Origin of the sequence: Paenibacillus dendritiformis (genome assembly GCF_945605565.1) — a bacterium.
GTDB classification, from domain to species: domain Bacteria; phylum Bacillota; class Bacilli; order Paenibacillales; family Paenibacillaceae; genus Paenibacillus_B; species Paenibacillus_B dendritiformis_A.
This window is the reverse complement of record NZ_OX216966.1, coordinates 3,023,496-3,045,268: the sequence shown is the minus strand read 5'-3', so window position 1 is coordinate 3,045,268 and position 21,773 is coordinate 3,023,496. Positions and strand designations below refer to the sequence as shown.

4 protein-coding genes are annotated in these 21,773 nt (G+C 62.2%); all 4 read right to left on the bottom strand.

The features are described from left to right. Positions 1–141: 141 nt before the first annotated feature. From NNL35_RS13225 to NNL35_RS13210, 4 genes are read right to left on the bottom strand one after another with little or no spacing between them, the layout of a single operon-like run. Positions 142–6,618 (bottom strand): type I polyketide synthase, encoded by a 6,477-nt coding sequence (locus tag NNL35_RS13225; RefSeq protein WP_254553402.1) that lies wholly within the window; start codon positions 6,616–6,618, stop codon positions 142–144. After that, a complete protein-coding gene (locus tag NNL35_RS13220; RefSeq protein ID WP_254553401.1) occupies positions 6,615–14,447 on the bottom strand; it encodes a type I polyketide synthase in 7,833 nt (2,610 codons plus the stop codon). The genes NNL35_RS13225 and NNL35_RS13220 overlap by 4 nt, the downstream gene beginning before the upstream one ends. Positions 14,448–14,460: 13 nt before the next feature. Next, positions 14,461–19,140, bottom strand: a complete 4,680-nt coding sequence (locus NNL35_RS13215; protein ID WP_254553400.1) for a type I polyketide synthase — start codon at positions 19,138–19,140, stop codon at positions 14,461–14,463. Next, positions 19,133–21,757, bottom strand: a complete 2,625-nt coding sequence (locus NNL35_RS13210; RefSeq protein ID WP_254553399.1) for a non-ribosomal peptide synthetase — start codon at positions 21,755–21,757, stop codon at positions 19,133–19,135. Before NNL35_RS13210 ends, NNL35_RS13215 begins: the two co-directional genes overlap by 8 nt. Between the last annotated feature and the right edge of the window lie 16 nt (positions 21,758–21,773).

The window sequence follows — 21,773 nt, the reverse complement described above, 5'->3', positions numbered from 1 at the left end:
ATTACAAATCCCATCAATATGACTTTATGTATGATTCTGGATGTATGCGACGCAATCATTATCCTATATTTCCCATACAAAAGCAAGGCACCTGCCGCAAATCTGCAGCCGATGCCTTGAGAGTAAATAAGACGCTCCGGTTCAATCCCTGACGGAAACGCGAATGAGCGGGCACAATTGATGGATCGTCCGATATTTGAATAATTGCGGCCCATCCGCGAACAGCCCCTGCTTTTCCATCTCCACCTCAACCCGAACGGCATGAAGGGATGTGCCGCCCAACCGGAAAAAGTCGTCGTCGATGCCGATGCCGCCGATGCCGAGCACTCGTTCCCAGATTTGCACCATCGCCGCTTCCACCTCGTTGGTCGGAGCGCGGTAGGCGGATCTCATCGGCGCTCCTTCCTCTATGATCTGCACCGGCAATTGGAGAAGCCGGGCCGCATTATAATATTGCAGCGGGAGCAACTGATGCCGATGCAGTTGCGGATAGCGCTCATCGAGAACCATGTCCCACGACGGCTGCTCGAAGCTTCCCCCGCCCACAGCGGCGGTTGCGGACTCGCGCGGCGCGACGTTCCCTGCCTGCTGCGGCTCTTCGCAGCCAGGAAGAGGGGCGTTGCGGACATATTTGATATGATCGATAGAGTCCGGAATATCCTCTACCGCATGCCGGAACCGCACGGTCCGGTCCGTCTCTTCCCTGATACTCCAGCCTCCCGTGTGCAAAAAGGCAAGCATCGGTTCGTTCTTCCCGGTAAGCGTGCATGCGGCCTCGATGTAATCGGCATGCCGTTCAAGACAATACGGCTTTAATGCGCTGATTACGGCCGCTTCGATTCCTCTTCCGAGGATGCGGCAGCTCAAGAGGAAAGAATCCAGGTGCATAATGCCGTCCTCGCAGCGGGTAATGACCGCCCCGACCAGTCCGTAACTGCCGAACCGGTCCGCGGCTTCGATGGCCCAGCATGCCGTATCCGGCTGCGACAGGATGGACGGCAAGCCGTCTGGCATGCTGCGGTCCGCATTCAGCGTGAATTGATTGGTCCGCTGCATAAGCTGGGCGATGCGCGGCAATTGCCCGGCATTCGCCTCATTGATGCTTATCACGATCTCCAGATCATTGAGAAATGCCTGCAGCGATGAAGCGGATGCGCGAACTTCGCCGCGCTTGCGCTCCGTTCTGTACCTTTCGGTTCTTCGCTTGTCGTCTTCCGTCACGCGGATGCGATCCAGCGCCCACACATGCCGCAGGAATGCCGGGATTTGCCGTTCTTCAGGCAGCTGCAGCGCAAGCACTTCCGGGCAATTCGAGCGAACCTCCGAGCATTCCAGCGAACTGTCATCGAGGAAAATGAAGCTGTCCAGTCCCAGCCGGAGCTCCTCCGCCAGCGCGCGCAGATTTTCGGATTTTGGGCTCCAGTTGATGCGCCAGCCGGCAAAATCTTCTTTCGTCAGCAACATGTCCGGATGGTTGTCAAATACATCCCACACGTCCCTGTCGTTGTTCTTGCTGACCAGGACAAGCAGCATGCCTTCCCGCTGCTTTTCGAGCAGAAACCGCTGCAAATCGCGGCAAGGCTCTGTAACCGCGACTCCTTCGGCTCCATCTTCGCCGCATACTCCATTCCATAGCGTATGGTCGCAGTCGACCGCGATGACCTTGAACGGATGTCCATGCCAAGCCAACAGACGGCGCACCGTGAACGTCCCGATGGCAGCATAATACTCGGGAGTAAACGGCATGTGCCCCGCTTGATCGGCGGCCGCATCATCGATTTGTTCCACGCCGAACATCCCGCCAACCCCTCTGAAGTCGATGACATGGACATGCTCCTTCTCTTCCAGCTCCCGCTTCCACCGGTTCGTCAGCTCCTCCAAATAGCTCGTCATGACCGGTGAAGCCCCAAGGGAAGCCGACACCGGAAACACACCGGCGAACAACGGCCTCGCGCCCTTCATCATAGACAGAGCCTGCGCCAGATCGGCGAACGCCCGTTCCAGCTTCTTAATTTGCTGGTCCTCCGGCGATCGATCATCCCGCAGCCAATCCTCGAACCGCACGAGGAGCAATCCCGCATCGCCCTCGGAGGAGAGCGCGCTGTCCGGATTCAAAAGCTCCTGGAACACTTGATGGTATGGAGCAAAATGAATGTCGAGGCGCAAACCGAATTGGTCGCCCCACCATTTGATATACGGACGGATCGGGTCCGCCGTGAAGGTGGAGGCGGCGACCACGGCGAAGGCGTGTTCCGGCTCCGGATGGCGTCTTTTGGCGGCCAGTTCGCTCTGCTCCGCCTCGGATAGCAGCCGGATCTCCCCCAGCTTCCGCTCCGGATCGGCCAGGACGCTGTCAATTAACTCGACAAAGTGCCGCATCAGCCCCGCTATCGTGTCTTCGACGAACAGGGCCGTGTTATACTGCATGACGCAGAGCAGCCCGCCGTCATCCGCAAAGCCGATATCGAGCTTGAAGTCGAGCTTGGAGATCCCCTTCGTAATGTCATAGTTCTCAAAGGCGAGTCCTTCGGCCTTCAACACCGGGTTCCCGTCAAATTCGTTATGGAAAATCATCATCGTATCGAACAACGGATTGCGGCCGCGCGGCAGCTTCGCCGACAATTTCTCCACGATCCGATCGAACGGGAAATCTTGATTTTCGTACGCGTTCATCATTGTGTCATTCAGCACGAGCAGTTGATCGAGGATGGTGCGGTCCTCCTCGAAGCTGACCCGTATCGGCAAAAAGTTGGTGAACATGCCGATCAACGGCTCCACGTCGGCATGCCGCCGGCCTGCGACCAGCGATCCGACCGTCATGTCGCGCTGGCCGGTATACTGGTGGAGCACAAGGGTGTACAGGTGGAACAGCAGCACGTTGATCGTGACGTTGCGGGACTTGGCCACGGCGTTCAACCGATCTGCCGTCTCCTTGGGCAGAGTGAGCTTGTGCGCTCTGCCGATGAAAGATTGGAATTCGGGCCGATCGAAGTCAGTCGGCATATTCAGCACCGGGATGTTGTGCCGGAACTGGTTCATCCAGTATTCCTCTTGCTTCCGAATCATGTCTCCTTCCAGCAGGCGGTGCTGCCATTCCGCATAATCCTTATACTGAATCCGCAGCGGCGGGAGATCCTTGCCCGCATACAGATCGCTGAACTCCTTGATGAACACGTTCATGGATGCGCCGTCCGACACGATATTGTGCATATCCATGAGCAGCACATGCTTCTCCGGCCCAAGATTGACGAAAGAGGCGCGAATCAGCGGGGCTTGGCCCAGATCGAACGGTTTGATGAACTTGCGCACGATTTTGTTCATCTCCTGCTCGTCCGCTTCGAGGCGTTCGACCGCAAACGAGAAGGTTTCATGGATTTTCTGCATCGGCTCTCCGTCCACCAGATGGAATGAGGTCCGCATATTTTCATGACGCTGAATCAATTTAATGAACGTTTGCTCGAACCGATCCGCATCGGCTTTGCCGTGAACCAATAAGGCCATCGGCATGTTGTAGGTCGTTACGTCGCCGATTTGCTGATGAATGAGGAACGTCCGTTTCTGGGCGGAAGACACCCGATAATACGGTTTCGGTTCCGCCGGCGAGATGGCGAAATATTGATTTTTCTCCACCTGTTCGATGTGCCGGGCAAGTGCGCTGATCGTCGGCATGTTGAAAATATCCGATAAGGCCAGTTCCGCGTCGAGCTCCTTATGGATCTTGGCGATGAGGCTGGTCGCCTTCAAGGAATGGCCGCCCAATTCGAAGAAATCATCATGAATCCCGATTTCCTCGATGCCGAACAGATTCCGCCAGATGCCGGCCAACGTCTCTTCCAGCGGATTCCGGGGCGCGGCTGTTCCAGGCGTTGTCTCCCGCCGGGACGCCGGCGCCGCTTCGCCGGATTGCCCCGCGCTCTCGGCAGCGGAGCCGGCGTGGACGATGCGGATTCCTTCCTCCTCAATCCAGAATCGCCGGCGGTCGAACGGATAGGTGGGCAGCGGAATGCGGTTTCTTTGCTCCTCTCTGTAGAAGCGGGCCCAATCGAATCTCACGCCGGCGTTCCACAGCCGTCCGGCTTGAAGGAGAAGATGCGCCACATCCGACGCGGTCTGCTGCGGATGCCGCATCAGGTTCACCACGACGCGATCCCCCGTTGCCTCCGTCTGCCGCTTTGCGAATACGGTCAGCGCGTTGCCTCCGCCAACCTCCGCAAACGCGGCATCGATCTCGGCGAACAGTGTCGCGAGTCCGTCGGCGAACCGTACCGTACCGCGCAGATGGCGCGCCCAGTATGCCGGGCTTACCGCTTCCTCGTCCCGAATCCATGTCCCCGTCACGTTCGAAATGAACGGGATGCGCGGCGGATGCAGCGTCAGGCTGCCCACCTCCTGCTCATAACGCTCAAGGATAGGGTCCATCATGGCGGAATGGAACGCATGGGACGTATGCAGCCGCCGGCAGGCATGCCCTCTCTCCTCCAACAGGGCAGCCAGCGACTCGACCGCTTCCTGCGTTCCCGACACGACGCACATGGAAGGCGCGTTCACCGCAGCCAGCGACAATCCACCGGACAGCAGCGGCAGCAGCTCTTGCTCGCCCAGAGGCACGCTCAGCATGACGCCGCCGGGCAGACTCTGCATCAATTGCCCGCGCAGCGTGACGAGCCGGATGGCGTCCTCGAGCGGGAAGACGCCGGCGATGCATGCGGCGGCATATTCGCCAATGCTGTGCCCGATCATCGCCTGCGGACGCACGCCCCAGTCCATCAACAGCTTGGCAAGCGCGTACTCGACCGTGAAGATGGCGGGCTGCGCGATATCCGTCCGGTTAATGAGACCGGAAGCGGCCGCGTCAGCCTCATCGCCGGACGGGTATAGAACCTGCTTCACCTGCTTGCCGATTGAATCCGGCATCAGTTCGAAGCAGCGGTCCGCCTCGGCGCGGAACACCGGTTCCCGCTCGTACAGTTCTCTGCCCATGCCGGCGTATTGCGAGCCTTGGCCGGAGAACATGAATACGACGGGCTTGTCATCCGCCCCGGCCATCCCGCTCTGGACATCGGCGGAGTCCGGCTGAGCCAGCCGGGCGGCCGCTTCTTCCGCGCTGGAGCAGACGAGCGTGCGCCGATGCGGGAACGCCGCCCGCCCCACGTGCAGCGTATACGCCATATCGGCCAAGCATACGTCCGGATGCTCTTGCAAATGCCGGGCCATCCGCTTGGCCAGCCGTTCAAGCGAGGCCTCCGTCTTGGCGGACAAGGCGATGAGCTGCGCCGTTCTGCCCGGGGAGGACGCGGCTGCGGGCGGCGCCTCCTCCAGCACGACATGCGCGTTCGTTCCGCCGATGCCGAACGAGCTGACTCCGGCACGCAGCGGCACGCCGCCGCTCGTCCACGCTCTCAAGCGATCGTTGACATAGAACGGGCTGTTCTCGAAGTCGATCTTCGGGTTCGGACGTTCATAATGAAGCGTCGGCGGCAGTTGTTTGTTCGCCAGCGCGAGCACGGTCTTGATGAAGCCGGCCACCCCCGCGGCGTTGTTCAAATGTCCGATGTTGGATTTGGCTGAGCCGATGCCGCAATACCCTTTCTTTTCCGTTTGAAATGCGGTTTTCAACGCTTCGATCTCGATCGGATCGCCCAGCGTCGTCCCCGTGCCGTGCGCCTCAATGTAGCTGATGCTTTCCGGCTCCACTTCCGCCACGTGGTGGGCGGCTCGGATGACGGACACTTGTCCCTGCGTGCTGGGCGCGGTATATCCCACTTTCCGGTTCCCGTCATTATTGATGGCCGAGCCTTTAATGACGGCGAAGATGTGGTCGCCGTCCGCGAGCGCATCCTCCAGCGGCTTGAGGAGGACGATGCCCGCGCCGTCCCCGAAGACGGTGCCGGCCGCCTGTTCGTCAAAAGCGCGGCAGTGCCCGTCAGGCGAATTGATCATGCCTTCTTGATAGAAATATCCGTTTTTCTTCGGCAGTTGAATCGACACCCCGCCGGCAAGCGCCATGCCGCACTCGCCGCTGAGCAAGCCCTGGCAGGCGAGATGCACGGCCACGAGCGATGTGGAGCAGGCCGTCTGCACCGTGAAGCTCGGCCCCTTCAAATTCAGCTTGTACGAGACGAGCGTCGCCATATAATCGCGAAGGTTCAGCATCGCCGTCTCCAGCGTCGCGGATTCCTCCGCCGTCCCCAGCCCTTTGAACGCCCGCATGAACCAGTGGGAATTGAAGGCCGCCCCGGTATAGAGCCCGATGGCCCCTCGATACGTCTTCGGATCGTAGCCCGCTTGCTCGAGGGCCTCCCAAGAGCATTCGTGCAGAAGGCGGAATTGCGGATCCATCACCTCCGCTTCGCGCGGGGTATAATCAAAAAACTCGGGATCGAAGTATTCGATGTCATCCAGCATCCCTTTGGCCTTCACAAAATTCGGATGGCGCAACGTATCCGGATCGATCCCGGCCTCCAGCAGTTCCTCTTCGCTGAAAAAGGAAATGCTCTCTTTGGCGTTGCAGAGGTTGTCCCAATATTCCCGCAAGTTTTTGGCGCCCGGGAACCTTCCCGACATGCCGATGACGGCGATTTCGGATCCGGTGTACTCTCTTCCGCTCGATACGCTCATTGCAAGACCTCTCCTTTGCGTCTTTTTTCTTTTTGCTGCTGCTGCCGTTTCTTTCCTTTGGCCACCGAACCGATGAACTGCTGCTCCATCTCCGCTTCCTCCGCCTCGTCCTGTCCGTTCCGGGTTAAGCGCTGAGCGAGCGCATGGATGCTGGGATAGGTGAACAAATCGACGACGGCGATGCTTTCGCCCAACGCTTCGTTTAATTTGCCGGTCAATTGGATCATGTCAAGGGAACTCGCCCCAAGGTCAAAGAAATTATCATGTATGCCCACTTCATCCATACGGAAAAATTGCTTCCACACGTCGGCGATCGTCTTCTCGATCCGGTTGCGCGGCGCGACGTACGGGTTGGTCAGATTCGGCCTGCCGAATGTGGTCCCGCTTCCCGCCGGTTCTTCCTTCTTCTTGCCTGCGTGCCGAATCCATTGATCGATGCGCATATCCAGATCTCCGGTGGACACGATAATCTGGTTGCTGCCGCAACGGTTGTAGACGTACCGGAACAGATCCGGCGCTTCGGCAGGCAATATCGCCAGCTCGACGAGTGATTCCCCAATGGTCGAGCGGTGCTCCTCCCAGAACTCCCATGCGTCCCAATTGACGCACAGCCACTTCGTCCCCCCTGCCCGGTTCTGTCTGCGGGCGAAGGCATCCATGTACAGGTTCGCGGCCGAATAGGAGCTGAAGCCCAGTCCGCCCAGCACGCTGGCGATCGAGGAGAACAGAATGCACACATCCGCTTCTCTCCCGGCAAGCAGCTTCGACAGCGTCTGCAGCCCTTGGACTTTGGCGCGGAACTGTTCGTCGGTCTGGCCCCGGCCGATATTCTCGATCGCGCGGAACGATTCCGCGCCGGGAAGCCCGGCTGCCTGCACGACCCCGTTCACGCCGCCGTACGCGGCGTCAATAGATTCGAATACGCGGCTCATATGCGCTTCGTCGGACAGATCGGCCTGGATGTAAGTCACCTCGGCCCCCAATGCCTCCAACTGCTGCACCCGCTTGATTTTGCGGGAGATCGGATGCGCTTCGCCGTGTTCGGCCAGCCAATGGCCGTATTCCTCCCGCGCGGGGAAGGAAGAACGCCCGGTAAGTATGAGCCGCGCCCGGTAATGCCGGGCCAAATACTCCGCCGTCAGCATGCCGATTCCACCGAGCCCGCCGGTGACCAGGTAGACCCCGCGTTCCCGGAATGGCGCCGCCGGAGGATCCGCCTGTCGCAGGGCAAGCGGCTTGTACTGCTGCACCCAGCGGTATGGGCCGCGATAAGCGATCAGGCGATCCGATGCCGGGACCGACAGCTCCGCTGCGATGCGTTCGGCGGTTCGCCGATGATGTCCGTTCCCTTCCGGCGCGTCGATATCGATGCTTACGCAGGTCATTCCGCTGTATTCCTGCTGAATGACGAGGCTTGGCCCCAGCAGCGTCATTTTGCCCGGAGACAGCCGTTCCAGACCCGTTACCTCCTGCATATCGGTCGACACGACGGCAATGCGGACGTCCGCGGTCTCCTTCTGTCTGCGAAGCGCTTGAGCGAGGAAGATCAAGCTGTAATACCCGAGTTCTTGCTGGCGCCGCTCGGACTCCGCCTGCGCCCCCGCCTCCGCGCCGGAACAATCCCCATCCGGCAATTCCTCGTCGGCGGGAGAGACATTCCATAAATGGACGACCCGGTCCGGCGTAAACTCCCGGGCGCGCAGCTCCTCCAACAGCAGCGCGTACTGCTCGGCCACAGCAGGGGCCAGCGTGAACGTATCGGGATCGCGCTTGGCGAACGCGGTACCGGCCTCCACCATGACGGCCCGATGCCCCTCCTGGCGCGCGAGGGCGGCCAGTTCGTCCGCGAGGCCGCAGCCGTCCGCGAAGATAAGCCAGTCATGCCGCCCGTCCCCGTCCGGCTTGTCCGGGACCTCCTGCAGTACCGTCCGTTCCCACGAAGGGTAATAGAACCAGTCGGCTATGTTCGGGTTTTTGCCCCGGCCCCGCGGCCCGGCTGGACGTTCCGGCGACAGCGGCTGCTGCGCCTCATCCAGCCAATAGCGCTGCCGCTCCATCGGATAGGTTGGCAGTTCCACGCGTCTCCGGCGCTCATGCGCATAGAAGCCCCCCCAATCGATATCGATGCCGGCCAGCCAGAGGCGCCCGATTTTGTGAAGCAAGTAAGCGGAATCCGAGTCGGCTTCCTGAGGGTGCCTCATCAGATTGACGGCGACCCGGTCCCGCGAAGCCGCGAGATGCTTGCGCACGAACGTGCTGAGCGCATTGCCCGGGCCCGCCTCGATGAACACGGCCCGCGGGTTGCTCAACAGTTCGTCCAGCCCGTCCGCGAAGCGCACGGCCGACCGCAAATGCCCGACCCAATATTCGGGATCCGTGGCTTCTTCCGGCGTAATCCACGTGCCGGACACATTGGATATAAAAGGCATCGCCGGCTCCTTCAGCCGGATCGAGCGCACCCGCTCCGCAAATTCCGGCAAGATCGGATCCATCATGTGCGAATGGAACGCATGGGAGGTATGCAGACGGCGGCACGCGCAGCCCGCGGCTTCAAGCCGCCGGGCAAATTCGTCAATGTCGGCCGACTCCCCTGCGACGACGCATAAGGACGTGCTGTTGACGGCAGCCAGCGCAAGCCGATCCGGCAGCATGCCGCGCAATTCAGGCTCGGGCAGCGCTACGCTGAGCATCGCTCCGGCAGGCATGCCCTGCATGAGCCGTCCGCGAAGCGCGACGAGCTGCAGCGCTTCGTCCAGCGTAAATACCCCCGCCAGGCACGCGGCGACATACTCGCCGATGCTGTGCCCCATCATCGCCTCCGGACGAACGCCCCACCGCATGAGCAGCTTGGCCAGCGCATATTCGACGATGAAGAGCAGGGGCTGCGCGATATCCGTCCGCAGCATAAGCTCGTCCTCACGGGCTTCGCGGCCGGCCTCGTCCGGATAAAGCACGGCCTTCAAGTCAAGCGCCATATGCGGTTGAATGAGTGCGAGACACCGGTCCACCTCCTCCCGGAAGTCAGGCTCATCGCGGTACAGTCCGCGGCCCATGTTGACATATTGGGAGCCTTGCCCCGGGAACAGGAGCACGACGGAACGGGCTTGCGTTCCCGTCTCGGCCGCCGCGATCCGGTCAGGCTCGGGCGATGCCAGAATGGCGGCCGCTTCCTCCGCCGTCCTGCAGACGACCGCGGCTCTCCATTCGAAGGCCTTGCGGCCTGCTTGCAGCGTGTACGCCGCATCCGACAGATTGATGTCCGGCCGTTCCGTCAGGAACTTGGCCAAGCGCGCTTTCGCCTCGGTCAGAGCCGTCGCCGTTCTCGCCGACAAGAGCAGCAATTTATCGGTTCGGCCTTCGCCCGATGGCTCCAGGACAGGGGCCTCCTCCAGGACGACATGCGCGTTGGTCCCCCCGATGCCGAACGAGCTGACCCCGGAGCGCAGCGGATAGCGGCCGCTCTCCCAAGGCGTCAGATCGGTGTTGACGACAAACGGGCTGTTGGCGAAATCGATCTTTGGATTTTCCCGCTCAAAATGCAGGCTCGGCGGAATTTGCCTCGCCTTCATCGCCAGCACCGTCTTGATGAACCCGGCCGCGCCGGCCGCGCTGTTGAGATGCCCGACGTTGGTCTTGACCGACCCGATGCGGCAAAAGCCCGTCTCCCCGGTGCGGAACGCCTCCTTCAACGCCTCGATCTCGATCGGGTCCCCCATATTGGTGCCCGTTCCGTGCGCCTCGACGTAAGTGATGCTCTCCGGCTCCACGCCGGCCATCAAATGGGCCGCGCGGATCACCTCGGCCTGTCCCTTCGTGCTCGGGGCGGTGAAGCCGACCTTGCGCATGCCGTCATTGTTCAGGCCGAAGCCTTTGATGACGGCGTGGATGATGTCTCCGTCCGCGATGGCGTCGCGCAGCCTTTTCAGGATGACGACGCCGACGCCGTCTCCGAAGACGGTTCCCGCCGCCTGCTCGTCGAAGGCGCGGCAGTGCCCGTCAGGCGACAGAATCATGCCGTCTTCGTAGAGATAGCCTTGCTTGTGGGGCACGCTGACGGTGGCCCCGCCTGCCAAGGCGATATCGCATGCCCCCGCCAATAGCCCCTGGGCGGCGAGCGCGATGTTGACCAGCGAAGTCGAGCAGGCGGTCTGCATGGAAATGCTCGGTCCGCGCAGATTGAGCTTATAGGATAACTGCGTGCTGAAAAATTCCCGATCGTTCAGCAGCATGGCGCTGAACCGCTCCGTTCCGCCCAGGCCTCCGGCAAAGCGGGAGACCCATTCCAAATTCGGGGTCGCGCCCGCATAAACGCCGATAAGTCCGGGGTAGGCGTCCGGGTTGTACCCGGCCGATTCCAGCGCTTCCCACGCGCATTCATGGAACAGCCGGAGCTGCGGGTCCATAAGCTGGGCTTCCCGCGGCGAATAACCGAAAAAGGCGGCATCGAACTGGTCGATTCCATTCAGGATGCCCTTGGCTTTCACGTAAGACGGATTGGAGACAAGCGCCGGATCGACGCCCTCCTGCAGCAGCTCCTCGTCGGTGAAGAACGTAATCGACTCGACCCCGTCGCGCAGATTGCGCCAGAACTGGTCGAGATTATCCGCGCCCGGGAAGCGGGCGGCCATGCCGATCACGGCAATGTCGAGCCCGTTCTCCCCGGAGGCGGAGGAGCCGCTTTCCCGGCGTTCGCCACGCTCCGCAGGCATTCGTTCCTGAAGCGACGTTGACCTCATCCGCTCCGTCCGCGTCCGTCCCTCTTCCATGGCGCGGCGGCGCTCTTCATTCTGCGCCTCCTCCGCCGGCGCTTGAAGCCCGTCTTCCCGCAGGAACGCCGCCAGCGTGCGGACGGTCGGGTACGAATAGAGCGCGACCACGGGAATGTCCCTTCCCAACTCCCCTGCCAGCTTGTCGGCCAACTGGGAAATATCGAGCGAGCTCGCTCCGATATCAAAAAAGTTATCGTTCATGCCGAGGTCCGCAAAGCCGAAATGGCGCTGCACCGTATCCGCAATCAGGCGCTCGATGGACGATGCCGAGACCGGGCGGACCGCTGCGCCGCCCCGCGCGGCGGCTTCGCGCCCGCTCCCCGCTTCCGGCAGCGCTCCTTCCCGCACGGCGGCTGCCCGACGCAAGCCGCCCGCAGCCGCCAGGCGAATCCCGTCCACGGAATAGCGCCGGCGCTCGAACGGATAGGTCGGCAAAGGAATCCGGCGGCGGTGTTCCGACCCATAGTACCCCTTCCAATCGATCCGCACGCCCGCAATCCACAATTTTCCTATTTTCTCCAGCAGATAGGCATCATCCGCGGCTTGCTCCTGGGGATGGCGGACGAGATGATACGCCCCGTGCCCGCCGCCCGCTTCGGCCTGCGCCTGCATCTTGCGGATGAAGCCGCTGAGCGCATTGCCGGGGCCGACTTCGATAAATACGGCCTGCTTCTCCTGGAGCAGCTTGGCCGCGCCGTCGGCGAACCGCACCGTCCCCCGCGCGTGCCGCGTCCAGTATGCCGGATCGGCGGCGTCCTCCGCCGTCATCCAGGTTCCCGTCACATTGGACATATACGGGATGGCCGGCGCGGACAGCGCGATCTGCTTCACCTTGTCCGCATACGGCGCCAATATCGGCTCCATCATCGCCGAATGGAACGCATGCGAAGTATGAAGCTTCCGGTGCGCCACTTGCCGTTCGGCCAGCGCCGCCGCGAACGAAGCGATCGCCGCGGGCGGACCCGACACGACGCACTGCTCCGGCCCGTTGACGGCCGCCAGCGCCAATTCCGGCGGAAGCAGCGCGCTCAAGCTCTCCTCGGACAGCGAGACGCTCAGCATCTCTCCGGGCGGCAGGCTCTGCATCAGCTTGCCGCGCAGCGTGACCAGCTCCAGCGCGTCCTGAAGCGAGAGCACCCCGGACAGGCATGCCGCCGTATATTCGCCGATGCTGTGGCCAATCATTGCGTGCGGCTGGATACCCCACGACATCAGCAGCTTGGCCAGCGCATATTCGAAGGCGAACAAGGCCGGCTGCGCCGATTCCGTCCGGTTGATGCGCTCCGCCGCGAACGGGCTTGCCGCACGGTCTTCCTCCGGATACAGCAGCTCTCTTAGGTCGGGACCGCCCGCCGCGGCGATGATCTCGCAGCAGCGGTTCATTTCCGCGCGGAACAACGACTCCTTCCGATACAAATCCAGCCCCATGTTCACATACTGCGAGCCTTGGCCGGGGAAGAGAAAGATGACCTTGGCCCGATCGATCTCCGATTCGCCCGTGTGCACCTTGCCGTTGGCGGGATCGTCCAGAGAGGAGACCGCTTCCCGGACGTCGGAGCAGACCAGCGCGCGGCGGAATCTGAACCGCTTGCGCCCGGTCTGAAGCGTGTATGCCGCATCCGCCAACCCGGTCTCGGGACGGGTGCGCAGGAAGTCCCCCAGGTTGCGGGCCGCGCGCTCCAATCCGTCCTCCGTCTCGGCGGAGAGCACGAGCAGCTTCATGTCCCGTCCCGATGAACCCGCAGGCGTTGGCGGCGCTTCCTCCAGGACGACGTGCGCGTTCGTTCCCCCGATGCCGAAGGAGCTCACCCCGGCCCGCCGCGGGCTGCCCGCTCTGTCCCAGCGGGTCAGCTCCGTGTTGACGGCGAAGGGAGAACGGGCAAAATCGATTTTCGGGTTCGGACGCTGAACGTGAAGGCTCGGCGGGATCTGCTTATGCTTGAGCGCCAGCACGGCTTTGATGAAGCCGGCGACTCCGGCGGCGGCGTCGAGATGGCCGATGTTGGATTTGAGCGATCCGATTTTGCAAAAACCGGTTCTCTCCGTGGCAAAGGCAAGCTGCAGCGCCTCCACCTCGATCGGATCGCCGAGCGCCGTCCCCGTGCCGTGCGCTTCGATATAGCCGATGCTTTCCGGATCCACCTCGGCCATGTGATGGGCGGCCCGAACGACCTCGACTTGGCCGTTCGTGCTTGGCGCCGTATAGCCGACCTTCCGGCTGCCGTCATTGTTGATCGCCGACCCTTTGATAATGGCATGGATCGTGTCGCCGTCCGCGAGGGCGTCAGCCAGCCGCTTCAGCACGACGATCCCGATGCCGTCTCCGAACAGGGTGCCGTTGGCTCCTTCGTCAAAGGGCCGGCAATGGCCGTCCGGCGACTGGATCATGCCTTCCTGATACAGATATCCGGTGATGCGCGGCAAATTAATCGACACGCCTCCGGCCAGAGCAAGATCGCATTCGCCCCCCAGCAAGCCCTGACAGGCGAGGTGAATAGACACGAGCGAGGTGGAGCAGGCCGTTTGCACGCTCACGCTGGGGCCTTTCAAATTCAACTTATAGGAAATCCGCGTCGTGAACGACGGATTGTTCAATTGCAAGATTTGAAAATGATCGCTGGCATGGGCGGCGCTCATAATCTGGTTGGCGACCCAATAGGTGTTGGGCGAAGCCCCCGCATACACGCCGATTAATTTTCCGTCAGTGTCGGGAGTGTACCCCGCGTCCTCCAGCGCCTCCCACGAGCATTCATGGAAGAGCCGGAACTGAGGGTCGACCAGCTCCGCCTCCCGCGGCGAATAGTTAAAAAACGGCGCATCGAAGGATTCCACATCCTCCAGCATCGCCTTTGCCTTTACGTATTGAGGATGCTCGAGCAGTTCGGGCCCGATCCCCGCCTCCCTTAACTCTTCATCCGTAAAGAAAGTGACCGATTCCACGCCGTCGCGCAAGTTGGCCCAAAATTCGGCCAGGTTCTTGGCTCCGGGGAATCGTCCTGCCATGCCGATCACGGCGATTTCCAGGCCGGTTCCTTCGTACATTCCGTTCGCAGCACTCATCTTACCGCCCCTTTCACGTTCTCTCCCGCTTTTGAAGCCGCTGCTTCAACCGATTTTTGCCGTCATGTATCCGTTCGGAACGATCCGCCGTTTCTTCCGGCGGCACCGTCTCCTTGTCCGCCGCCCGCCGAAGCGATTCGGCCAGCGAATGTATGGTCGGATGGGTGAACATGTCGACGACCGCCACTTCCCGCCCCAGCGCGCGCTGCAGCTTCGCATTCATTTGAATGATATCGAGGGAAGTAGCGCCAAGCTCAAAAAAGTTGTCGTGCAGGCCGACCTGATCGAGGCCAAGATAATCCCGCCACAGGTCCGCCATCGTCTGTTCCAGCTCGTCCTCCGGCGGAGCATATGCCGTGCCGACATCGGAACGGGCCGCTTGCGGGCCGGTTCCGTCCCGTTCCTTGTCCATCAGCGAGTGCAGCGTCGATGCGCGCGCGGCATGTACCCGCAGCGGCAAATCCGTCGTCGAGACCAGCACTTGCGGCCGGCGGCATGCCAACGCTTGCCGGAAGACCGCCACTCCTTCTTCCGGCAGCAGCCGCGTCAGCTTGTCCGGACCCTGAGCCCGGACGCCCGCCTGCGCCGCAATCGCCGCGATCTCTTGCTCGGCTGCCGCGGCCATGCCGACAGCCTGCCAGCCGTCCCACGCAATGGCGATGACAGGCGTGCCGCCCTCCGCCCGCTTGCGGCAAGCGTAAGCTTCGAGATACGCATTGGCCGCGCAATAGCCGGCTTGGCCGACGCCGCCCAGCGCGGTGGTCAGAGAAGAGCACAACACCAGGAAATCAAGCCGCATGCCGGCCAGCACCCGGTCGAGCACCCGCGTCCCGTTCACCTTGGCCGCCAGGGCGCGTTCATCCGTCTCCCGCGTGCGCCGCTGAATGAGCGCTCCGTCGGATATCCCCGCCGCGTGGATGACGCCATGAATCGCCCCGAAGCGGGCCACGGCCTCGGCGGCGACCTGCTTCATTCGCGCCTCGTCGCACACATCCGCCTTGCAGACAAGCACCTCGGAGCCGTACCTCTCGAGTTCATCCAGTGCGCCGCGCTTGGCCGCTCCTTCGCCGTCCAGTCCCGAACGTCCCACCAGAATCAGCTTCGCCTGCACCGTCTTGGCCAAATGTTCCGCCAGCGTCAAGCCGATGCCGCCAAGCCCTCCCGTGATCAAGTACACCCCGTGCTTCCGCAGGCCGGTACCGGCTGCGGGCGCCGGCAGCCGAGCGTATTTTTGCACCCAGCGGTGCGCCCCGCGGTAAGCGACGAACAGGTCGTCGGAAGGGGCGGCTATCTCCGCGTGCAAGCGCTCGACCAGGGCTTGCTGCCGTTCCGGCTCGCTCTGCCGGAGCGAATCCGCGATATCGATGCTGCGGCAGCGCACATGGCCGTACTCTTGCGGAATGACCAGACAAGCGCCAATCGCCGCCGCTTGTTCCGGCTGCAGCCGCTCGTCGCCTGTCACTTCCTGCATATGGGAGGTCACGACCGCAAGGTGCAGCTCCTCTTGAATTCCGCAAGATCCGATGGCCCGCGCGAGCGCGAGGAGACTGTAATAGCCTCTATCCAACGCCCGGTCTTCATCGGAAGGGATGCGTGCTTCCGCATTCCCGGTGTCTGCGGCTTCCGCCGTCAGCCACGCGTGAATGATTCGGTGCGGCGCTCTTCCGGCTTCCGTCAGCGTCCGCAGCAGACGCTCATAATGCTCCGGTTCCCCGGGATTAATCCGGTATGTCCAGTCATTCAATGGCGAGAATGAATCCGAAGGATGCACGGCGACGACATTGCGGCCAGCTTCCCGCATGCGGTCAACCAACCGCGGGATGATCCCGTCCTCCGGCGAGAAGACGACCCAGAAGCTTCCTGAACGCTCGGAGCCCGTCTCTTCCTGCAAAAACGATCGTTCCCACACCGGAGCGTACAGCCACTCGCGGACCGTGTTCCGTTTGGCGAACCCGGCGCTGTCTTGCGGGCGTGAATCCGGGTTCCGCTTGCGCGCGAGCCCCTGCTTCAGAACATCGACCTCGAACGGCGGATCGACCCAATAACGGCGGCGTTCAAACGGATAGGTCGGCAGAGCCGTCCGCTTGCGCCGCTCGCCCGCATGGAACGCTCTCCAATCCGGCCGGGCTCCTTCCAGCCACAGCCGTCCGACCTGCTGCAGCAAATATTCGTCGTCGCGGGCTTGCTCCTTCGGATGCCGGACGAGATTGACGGCCGCGTGGCGCGCCGTCTTGTCGGGATGCCGGCGCACGAATGCGCTTAGCGCGTTGCCCGGACCCGCTTCCACGAACACGGCTTTGCCGTCCCGCAGCAGTTCGCGGAGACCGTCCGCAAAACGGACGGTGCCGCGCAAATGCCGGACCCAATACTCCGGCTCGACGGCTTCCTCCGCCGTGATCCAGGTTCCGCTTACATTTGAAATATAAGGAATGGCCGGCGCACGGAGCGTCATTTCGCTGACCTTCCGGCGGAACGGCTCCATGATCGGCTCCATCATCGCCGAATGAAAGGCATGGGAGGTATGGAGCCTCGAACAGGCATGCCCCGCTTCGGCAAGCTGCCGTTCCAGCCGGTCAATCGCGTCATGCGGCCCCGATGCGACGCACAGCGCCGCTCCGTTCACCGCCGCGATCGAGACGCCGTCAGCGAGAAGCGGCTTCAGCTCCTGCTCCGGCAGCGGCACGCTGAGCATCGCTCCCGGCGGCATGCCGTGCATCAGTCTCCCCCGCAGCGCGACCAGCTCCAGCGCTTCTTCCAGCGTCATCACTCCCGCCAGGCACGCGGCCACGTATTCGCCGGCGCTATGGCCGATCAAGGCGCTCGGTTTCAAGCCCCATTTCATCAGGAGCTGCGCCAACGCATAGGAGAAAATAAACATGAGCGGCTGGGTCACGTCGGTCTGCTTGATGCGCTCCGCGCAATCGGCAGCGGCGTCATTCCCGGCCGGATACAGCAATTCCTTCAGATCCGCGTCCAGCAGCGGACGGACGATGTCGCAGCACCGGTCCACCGCCTCCCTGAAGTCCGGCTCCCGCTTATATAGATCAAGTCCCATGTTGACGTACTGCGCGCCTTGACCGGGGAACATGAACACCAGCCGGGCCTGGTCGTTGTCGCAGCTCCGGCTGTGAACCCGATCCGGGGGCAAGGTCTCCAGCAATTCCCGCGCTTCCTCCGCGGAGGAGCAGACGAACATGCGCCGATGCCGGAACGCCCGGCGGCCGATCTGCAGCGTGTAGGCCACATCGGACAGCGGGAGGCCCGGATGCTCCCGCAAATGAGCCCCCAGACGGGCCGTGGCTTGCTCCAGTCCGGATTCCGTCTTGGCGGACAACAGCACGAGCTGCGCCGCTCTCCCCTCGTCTCCGTCCGGCTGCGGCGGGGCTTCCTCAAGCACGACATGGATATTGGTTCCGCCGATGCCGAATGAGCTGACGCCGGCCCGCAGCGGATAGCGCTCGTTCGTCCACGGGATTAGCTCCGTATTGACGATGAACGGGCTGTTCGCAAAATCGATTTTGGGATTGGGCGTCTCGAAATGCAGGCTCGGCGGAAGCTGCTTGTGATGCAGGGACAGCACGGTCTTGATAAACGCCGCGACACCGGCGGCGCTGTTCAAATGGCCGATGTTCGTCTTGACGGATCCGATGCGGCAAAACCCTGTTTTTTCCGTCTGAAAAGCCAGCTTCAATGCTTCGATCTCGACCGGATCGCCGAGCGCGGTGCCTGTGCCGTGAGCTTCCACATAGCTGATGCTCTCCGGGACGATCCGGCCCATGCGCTGCGCCGCCCGAATGACCTCCGCCTGGCCCTCGATGCTGGGAGCGGAGAATCCCACCTTGCGCGTGCCGTCATTGTTGGACGCCGAACCCTTGATGACCGCATAGATGCAGTCGCCGTCGGCGATGGCCTGCTTCAACGGCTTGAGCACGACGATTCCCGCCCCTTCTCCTCCGACGGTCCCCTTCGCTTTGGCGTCAAACGCCCGGCAATGCCCATCCGGCGAACTGACCATCCCTTCTTCATACAGATAGCCTTCCGTGCGGGGAACCGTCACGGTCACTCCGCCGGCCAATGCGATCCTGCACTCGCCCGTCAGCAGCGCCCGGCAGGCCATATGGATCGCCAGCAGCGAAGTGGAGCAGGCGGAATCGACGTTCACGCTCGGCCCTTTCAAATTCAGCTTGTGAGAAATTCGCGTGCTCAAAAAATCTTTGTCCGATAAAGCCAGCGCCGCGAATTGCTCGGCCGTGCTCTCGCTGCGCGACAGCATGGCCACCAACTGCCAGTAAATGCTTGCCGAAGCGCCGGCGAACAGCCCGATGGCGCCGTTCGTCTGCTCAGGATCGCAGCCAGCATGCTCCAGCGCCTCCCAAGCGCATTCATGAAAGATGCGAAGCTGCGGATCGATGACCTCCGCCTCGCGCGGCGAGTAATCGAAAAAGTCGGAATCAAACCATTCCGCATCAGGCACAACCGCCTTCGCTTTCACATAGCGCGGGTTGCGGATCAGCTCGGAATCGACACCGGCCGCCTCCAGCTCTTCATCGGAAAAGAAGCGGACCGACTCTTTCCCGTTTTTCAGATTGTCCCAATATTCCTCTATATTCCGCGCGCCGGGAAATCGCCCCGCCATGCCGATCACGGCAATTTCGAGTCCGGTCGCCGCTTGGGTCTGTTGGCTCTTAGTCATCGTGCGCCCCCTCCAATATGAGCAGCGTCTGCTCCATCGTTGCGAATCCCGCATCTATTTCCTCGTTGTCCGCCATATCTTCCGGTCTTTGCGCTTCGCCGCTGTCCAACCGCTGCAGATAACCGCCGAGCGCCGCAATCGTCGTGTACTGGAACATCACGGGCACGGGAATTTCCCGGCCGAACGCTTCTGTCAGCTTGTTGACTACCTGCACGAGCTGGAACGAGTTCCCGCCCAGATCGAAAAAGGTATCCTGCACCCCGACTTTATCCTCGCGAATGGACAATACTTCGGCCCAGATCCGGACCAGCGCGCTCTCGATGTCGCCGCGCGGCGCGACATATTCCTTGCCGGTATGAACGATCTCCTTCGGATTGGGCAAAGCCTTGGTGTCCAATTTCCCGTTCGCCGTCACGGGGAGCCGCTCCAGGCGGACGAAATAGGACGGAATCATATAAGCCGGCAGTTGCGGGGCCAGATAGTCCCGCAGCTCGGCCGCGGACAAGCCGGCCGGGCCGGTATAGTAAGCGCAAAGCATGTTTTGGCCGTTCTCGTCCTCCCGGACCCGGATCACCGCCTCGCGGACTTCCTCATGCGCGCGAAGCAGCATTTCGATCTCTCCGGGCTCGATGCGGTACCCCCGCACCTTCACCTGATCATCCTGACGGCCGCAGTACTCCAGCATGCCGTCAGGGAGCCAGCGCCCCAGATCGCCCGTCCGGTACAGACGCTCCCCCGGAACGAGCGGGTGGGGCACGAACCTCTCCGCCGTCAGCTCCGGCCGGCCGAGATAGCCGCGGGCCAAGCCTGCGCCCGCGACGCATATTTCGCCCGGCACGCCCGGCGGAAGCAGTTGAAGGTCGCGATCGAGCACATACACTCGCGTATTGTCGATCGGCCGTCCGATCGGGATGACGCCTTCATCCGTCCCGATTTCGGCGAATGTGGTCACCACCGTATTCTCGGTCGGCCCGTAATTGTTGAAGAGCCGGAAGCTCCCCGGCGCGTAGCGCTTCAAGCGGTCTCCGCCCGTTAACAGTATCCGGAGGGTCTCCGCTCTCCGATCCGGCAGATCCATGAACTGCTCGCACATCATGGTCGGCAGGAAGGCGATCGTAATGCCCTGCTCCGCAAAAAAGCCGTTCAGCTTGCGCGCATCCAGCCGGATGTCCGCAGGCACGATATGAATGGCTGCCCCTGCCAGCAGATACGGGAACACCTCCCATACCGAAGCGTCGAAGCCGAATCCGGCGTACTTGATGCTGCGGTCGGATGGCGTCACGCCGAAGGCGCGGTTATGCCAGCACGCCAGATTGACGAGCGAGCGATGCTCAATCATGACGCCCTTCGGCAGTCCGGTAGAGCCCGACGTGTAGATGACATAAGCCAGCGCTTCGGGATCGGCCGCCGTCCCGTTCTCCGCGTCCCCGCCGAACAGCCCCGCCTCATCGAGGCACAGCGCTTCGCGGCCGGCCGTTCTCCCGGCCAAATGCCGCTGCGTCAGCACCACGCGCGCGCCGCTGTCCTCCAGCATGAAGGCGATGCGCTCGTCGGGATAATCCGGATCTATCGGCAAAAATGCGCCTCCGGCCTTCAATGCGGCCAGCATGCCGACCAGCATGTCGGCGGAGGGGGCGAGCAGCAAGCCGACGATCTCGCCCGCCTCCAATCCGGCCGCCCGCAGCCTCCGGGCCAATTGTTTGGCCTTTGCGTTCAGCTCGCCATACGTCAGCCGTCCTTCCTGGCTGACGACGGCCGGAGCGTCCGGCGTGCGCGCCGCCTGTTCCTCGAACAAGCGGTGCACGGCCTGTTCCCGCGGATACTCGGACGAGCCTCCGGCCAATGGGCCGAGAAGCCGCTCCTTCTCCCCCGGCAGGAGGACAGGGATGCTCCGCAGCGGCTGATCGGGATTCGCCAGCGCCTCCCGCAGCAGGAGCGTGTAACGGGAAGCGAGGCTTGCCATGGTGCCGCTGCGATATAGCCGCGCATTATATTGGATTGCCCCTTCAATCCCGTCCTCCGTCCTGCGGAAGCGGAACAATGTCTTCCATTTCACGTCCCGGAAATACCGCTCATCGTGAATATTGTCCAGGAGCAATGCCGTCTCGAACAGCGGATGGGCGAGCGGATCGTCAGCCGGAAGGCCCAGTTGCCGGGCTGCGAGCTCCATCGGATAACTCTGGTGCTCGACGGCTCCCACTATCGTCTCCTGCATTTGAAGCAGACATTGCCTGAATGAGAGGGAGCCATCCAGCTTGGCCCGCAGCGGAAGCACGGCATTGATGAATTCGGCTTCCTCCCGCTGCCTGTAAATCGGAGTCCCGATGACGACATCGCTCCGGTTCGCCAGCTTGGCCAGCAAGGCCGCGAGCGCGGCGCATAACACCACATGCAGCTTCGAATCCGATCCGTTGCTTACTTGCAGCAAGCGGGCCGTCAGCTCCGGCGGCAGGCACAACGGGGCTTCTTCCGCCTGCATTCCGGTTCCGCGCGCATCGTCGCAAGGAAAGCCGCTCTTGTCGTATTCTCCGGATAAGGCGGCCAGCCAATAGTCCCGCTCCTTGCTTTTTTGGGAAGCGGCCACCGCCAATCTGTCCAATCTGCTTGCCAACCCCATTGCCATACCTCCCTTA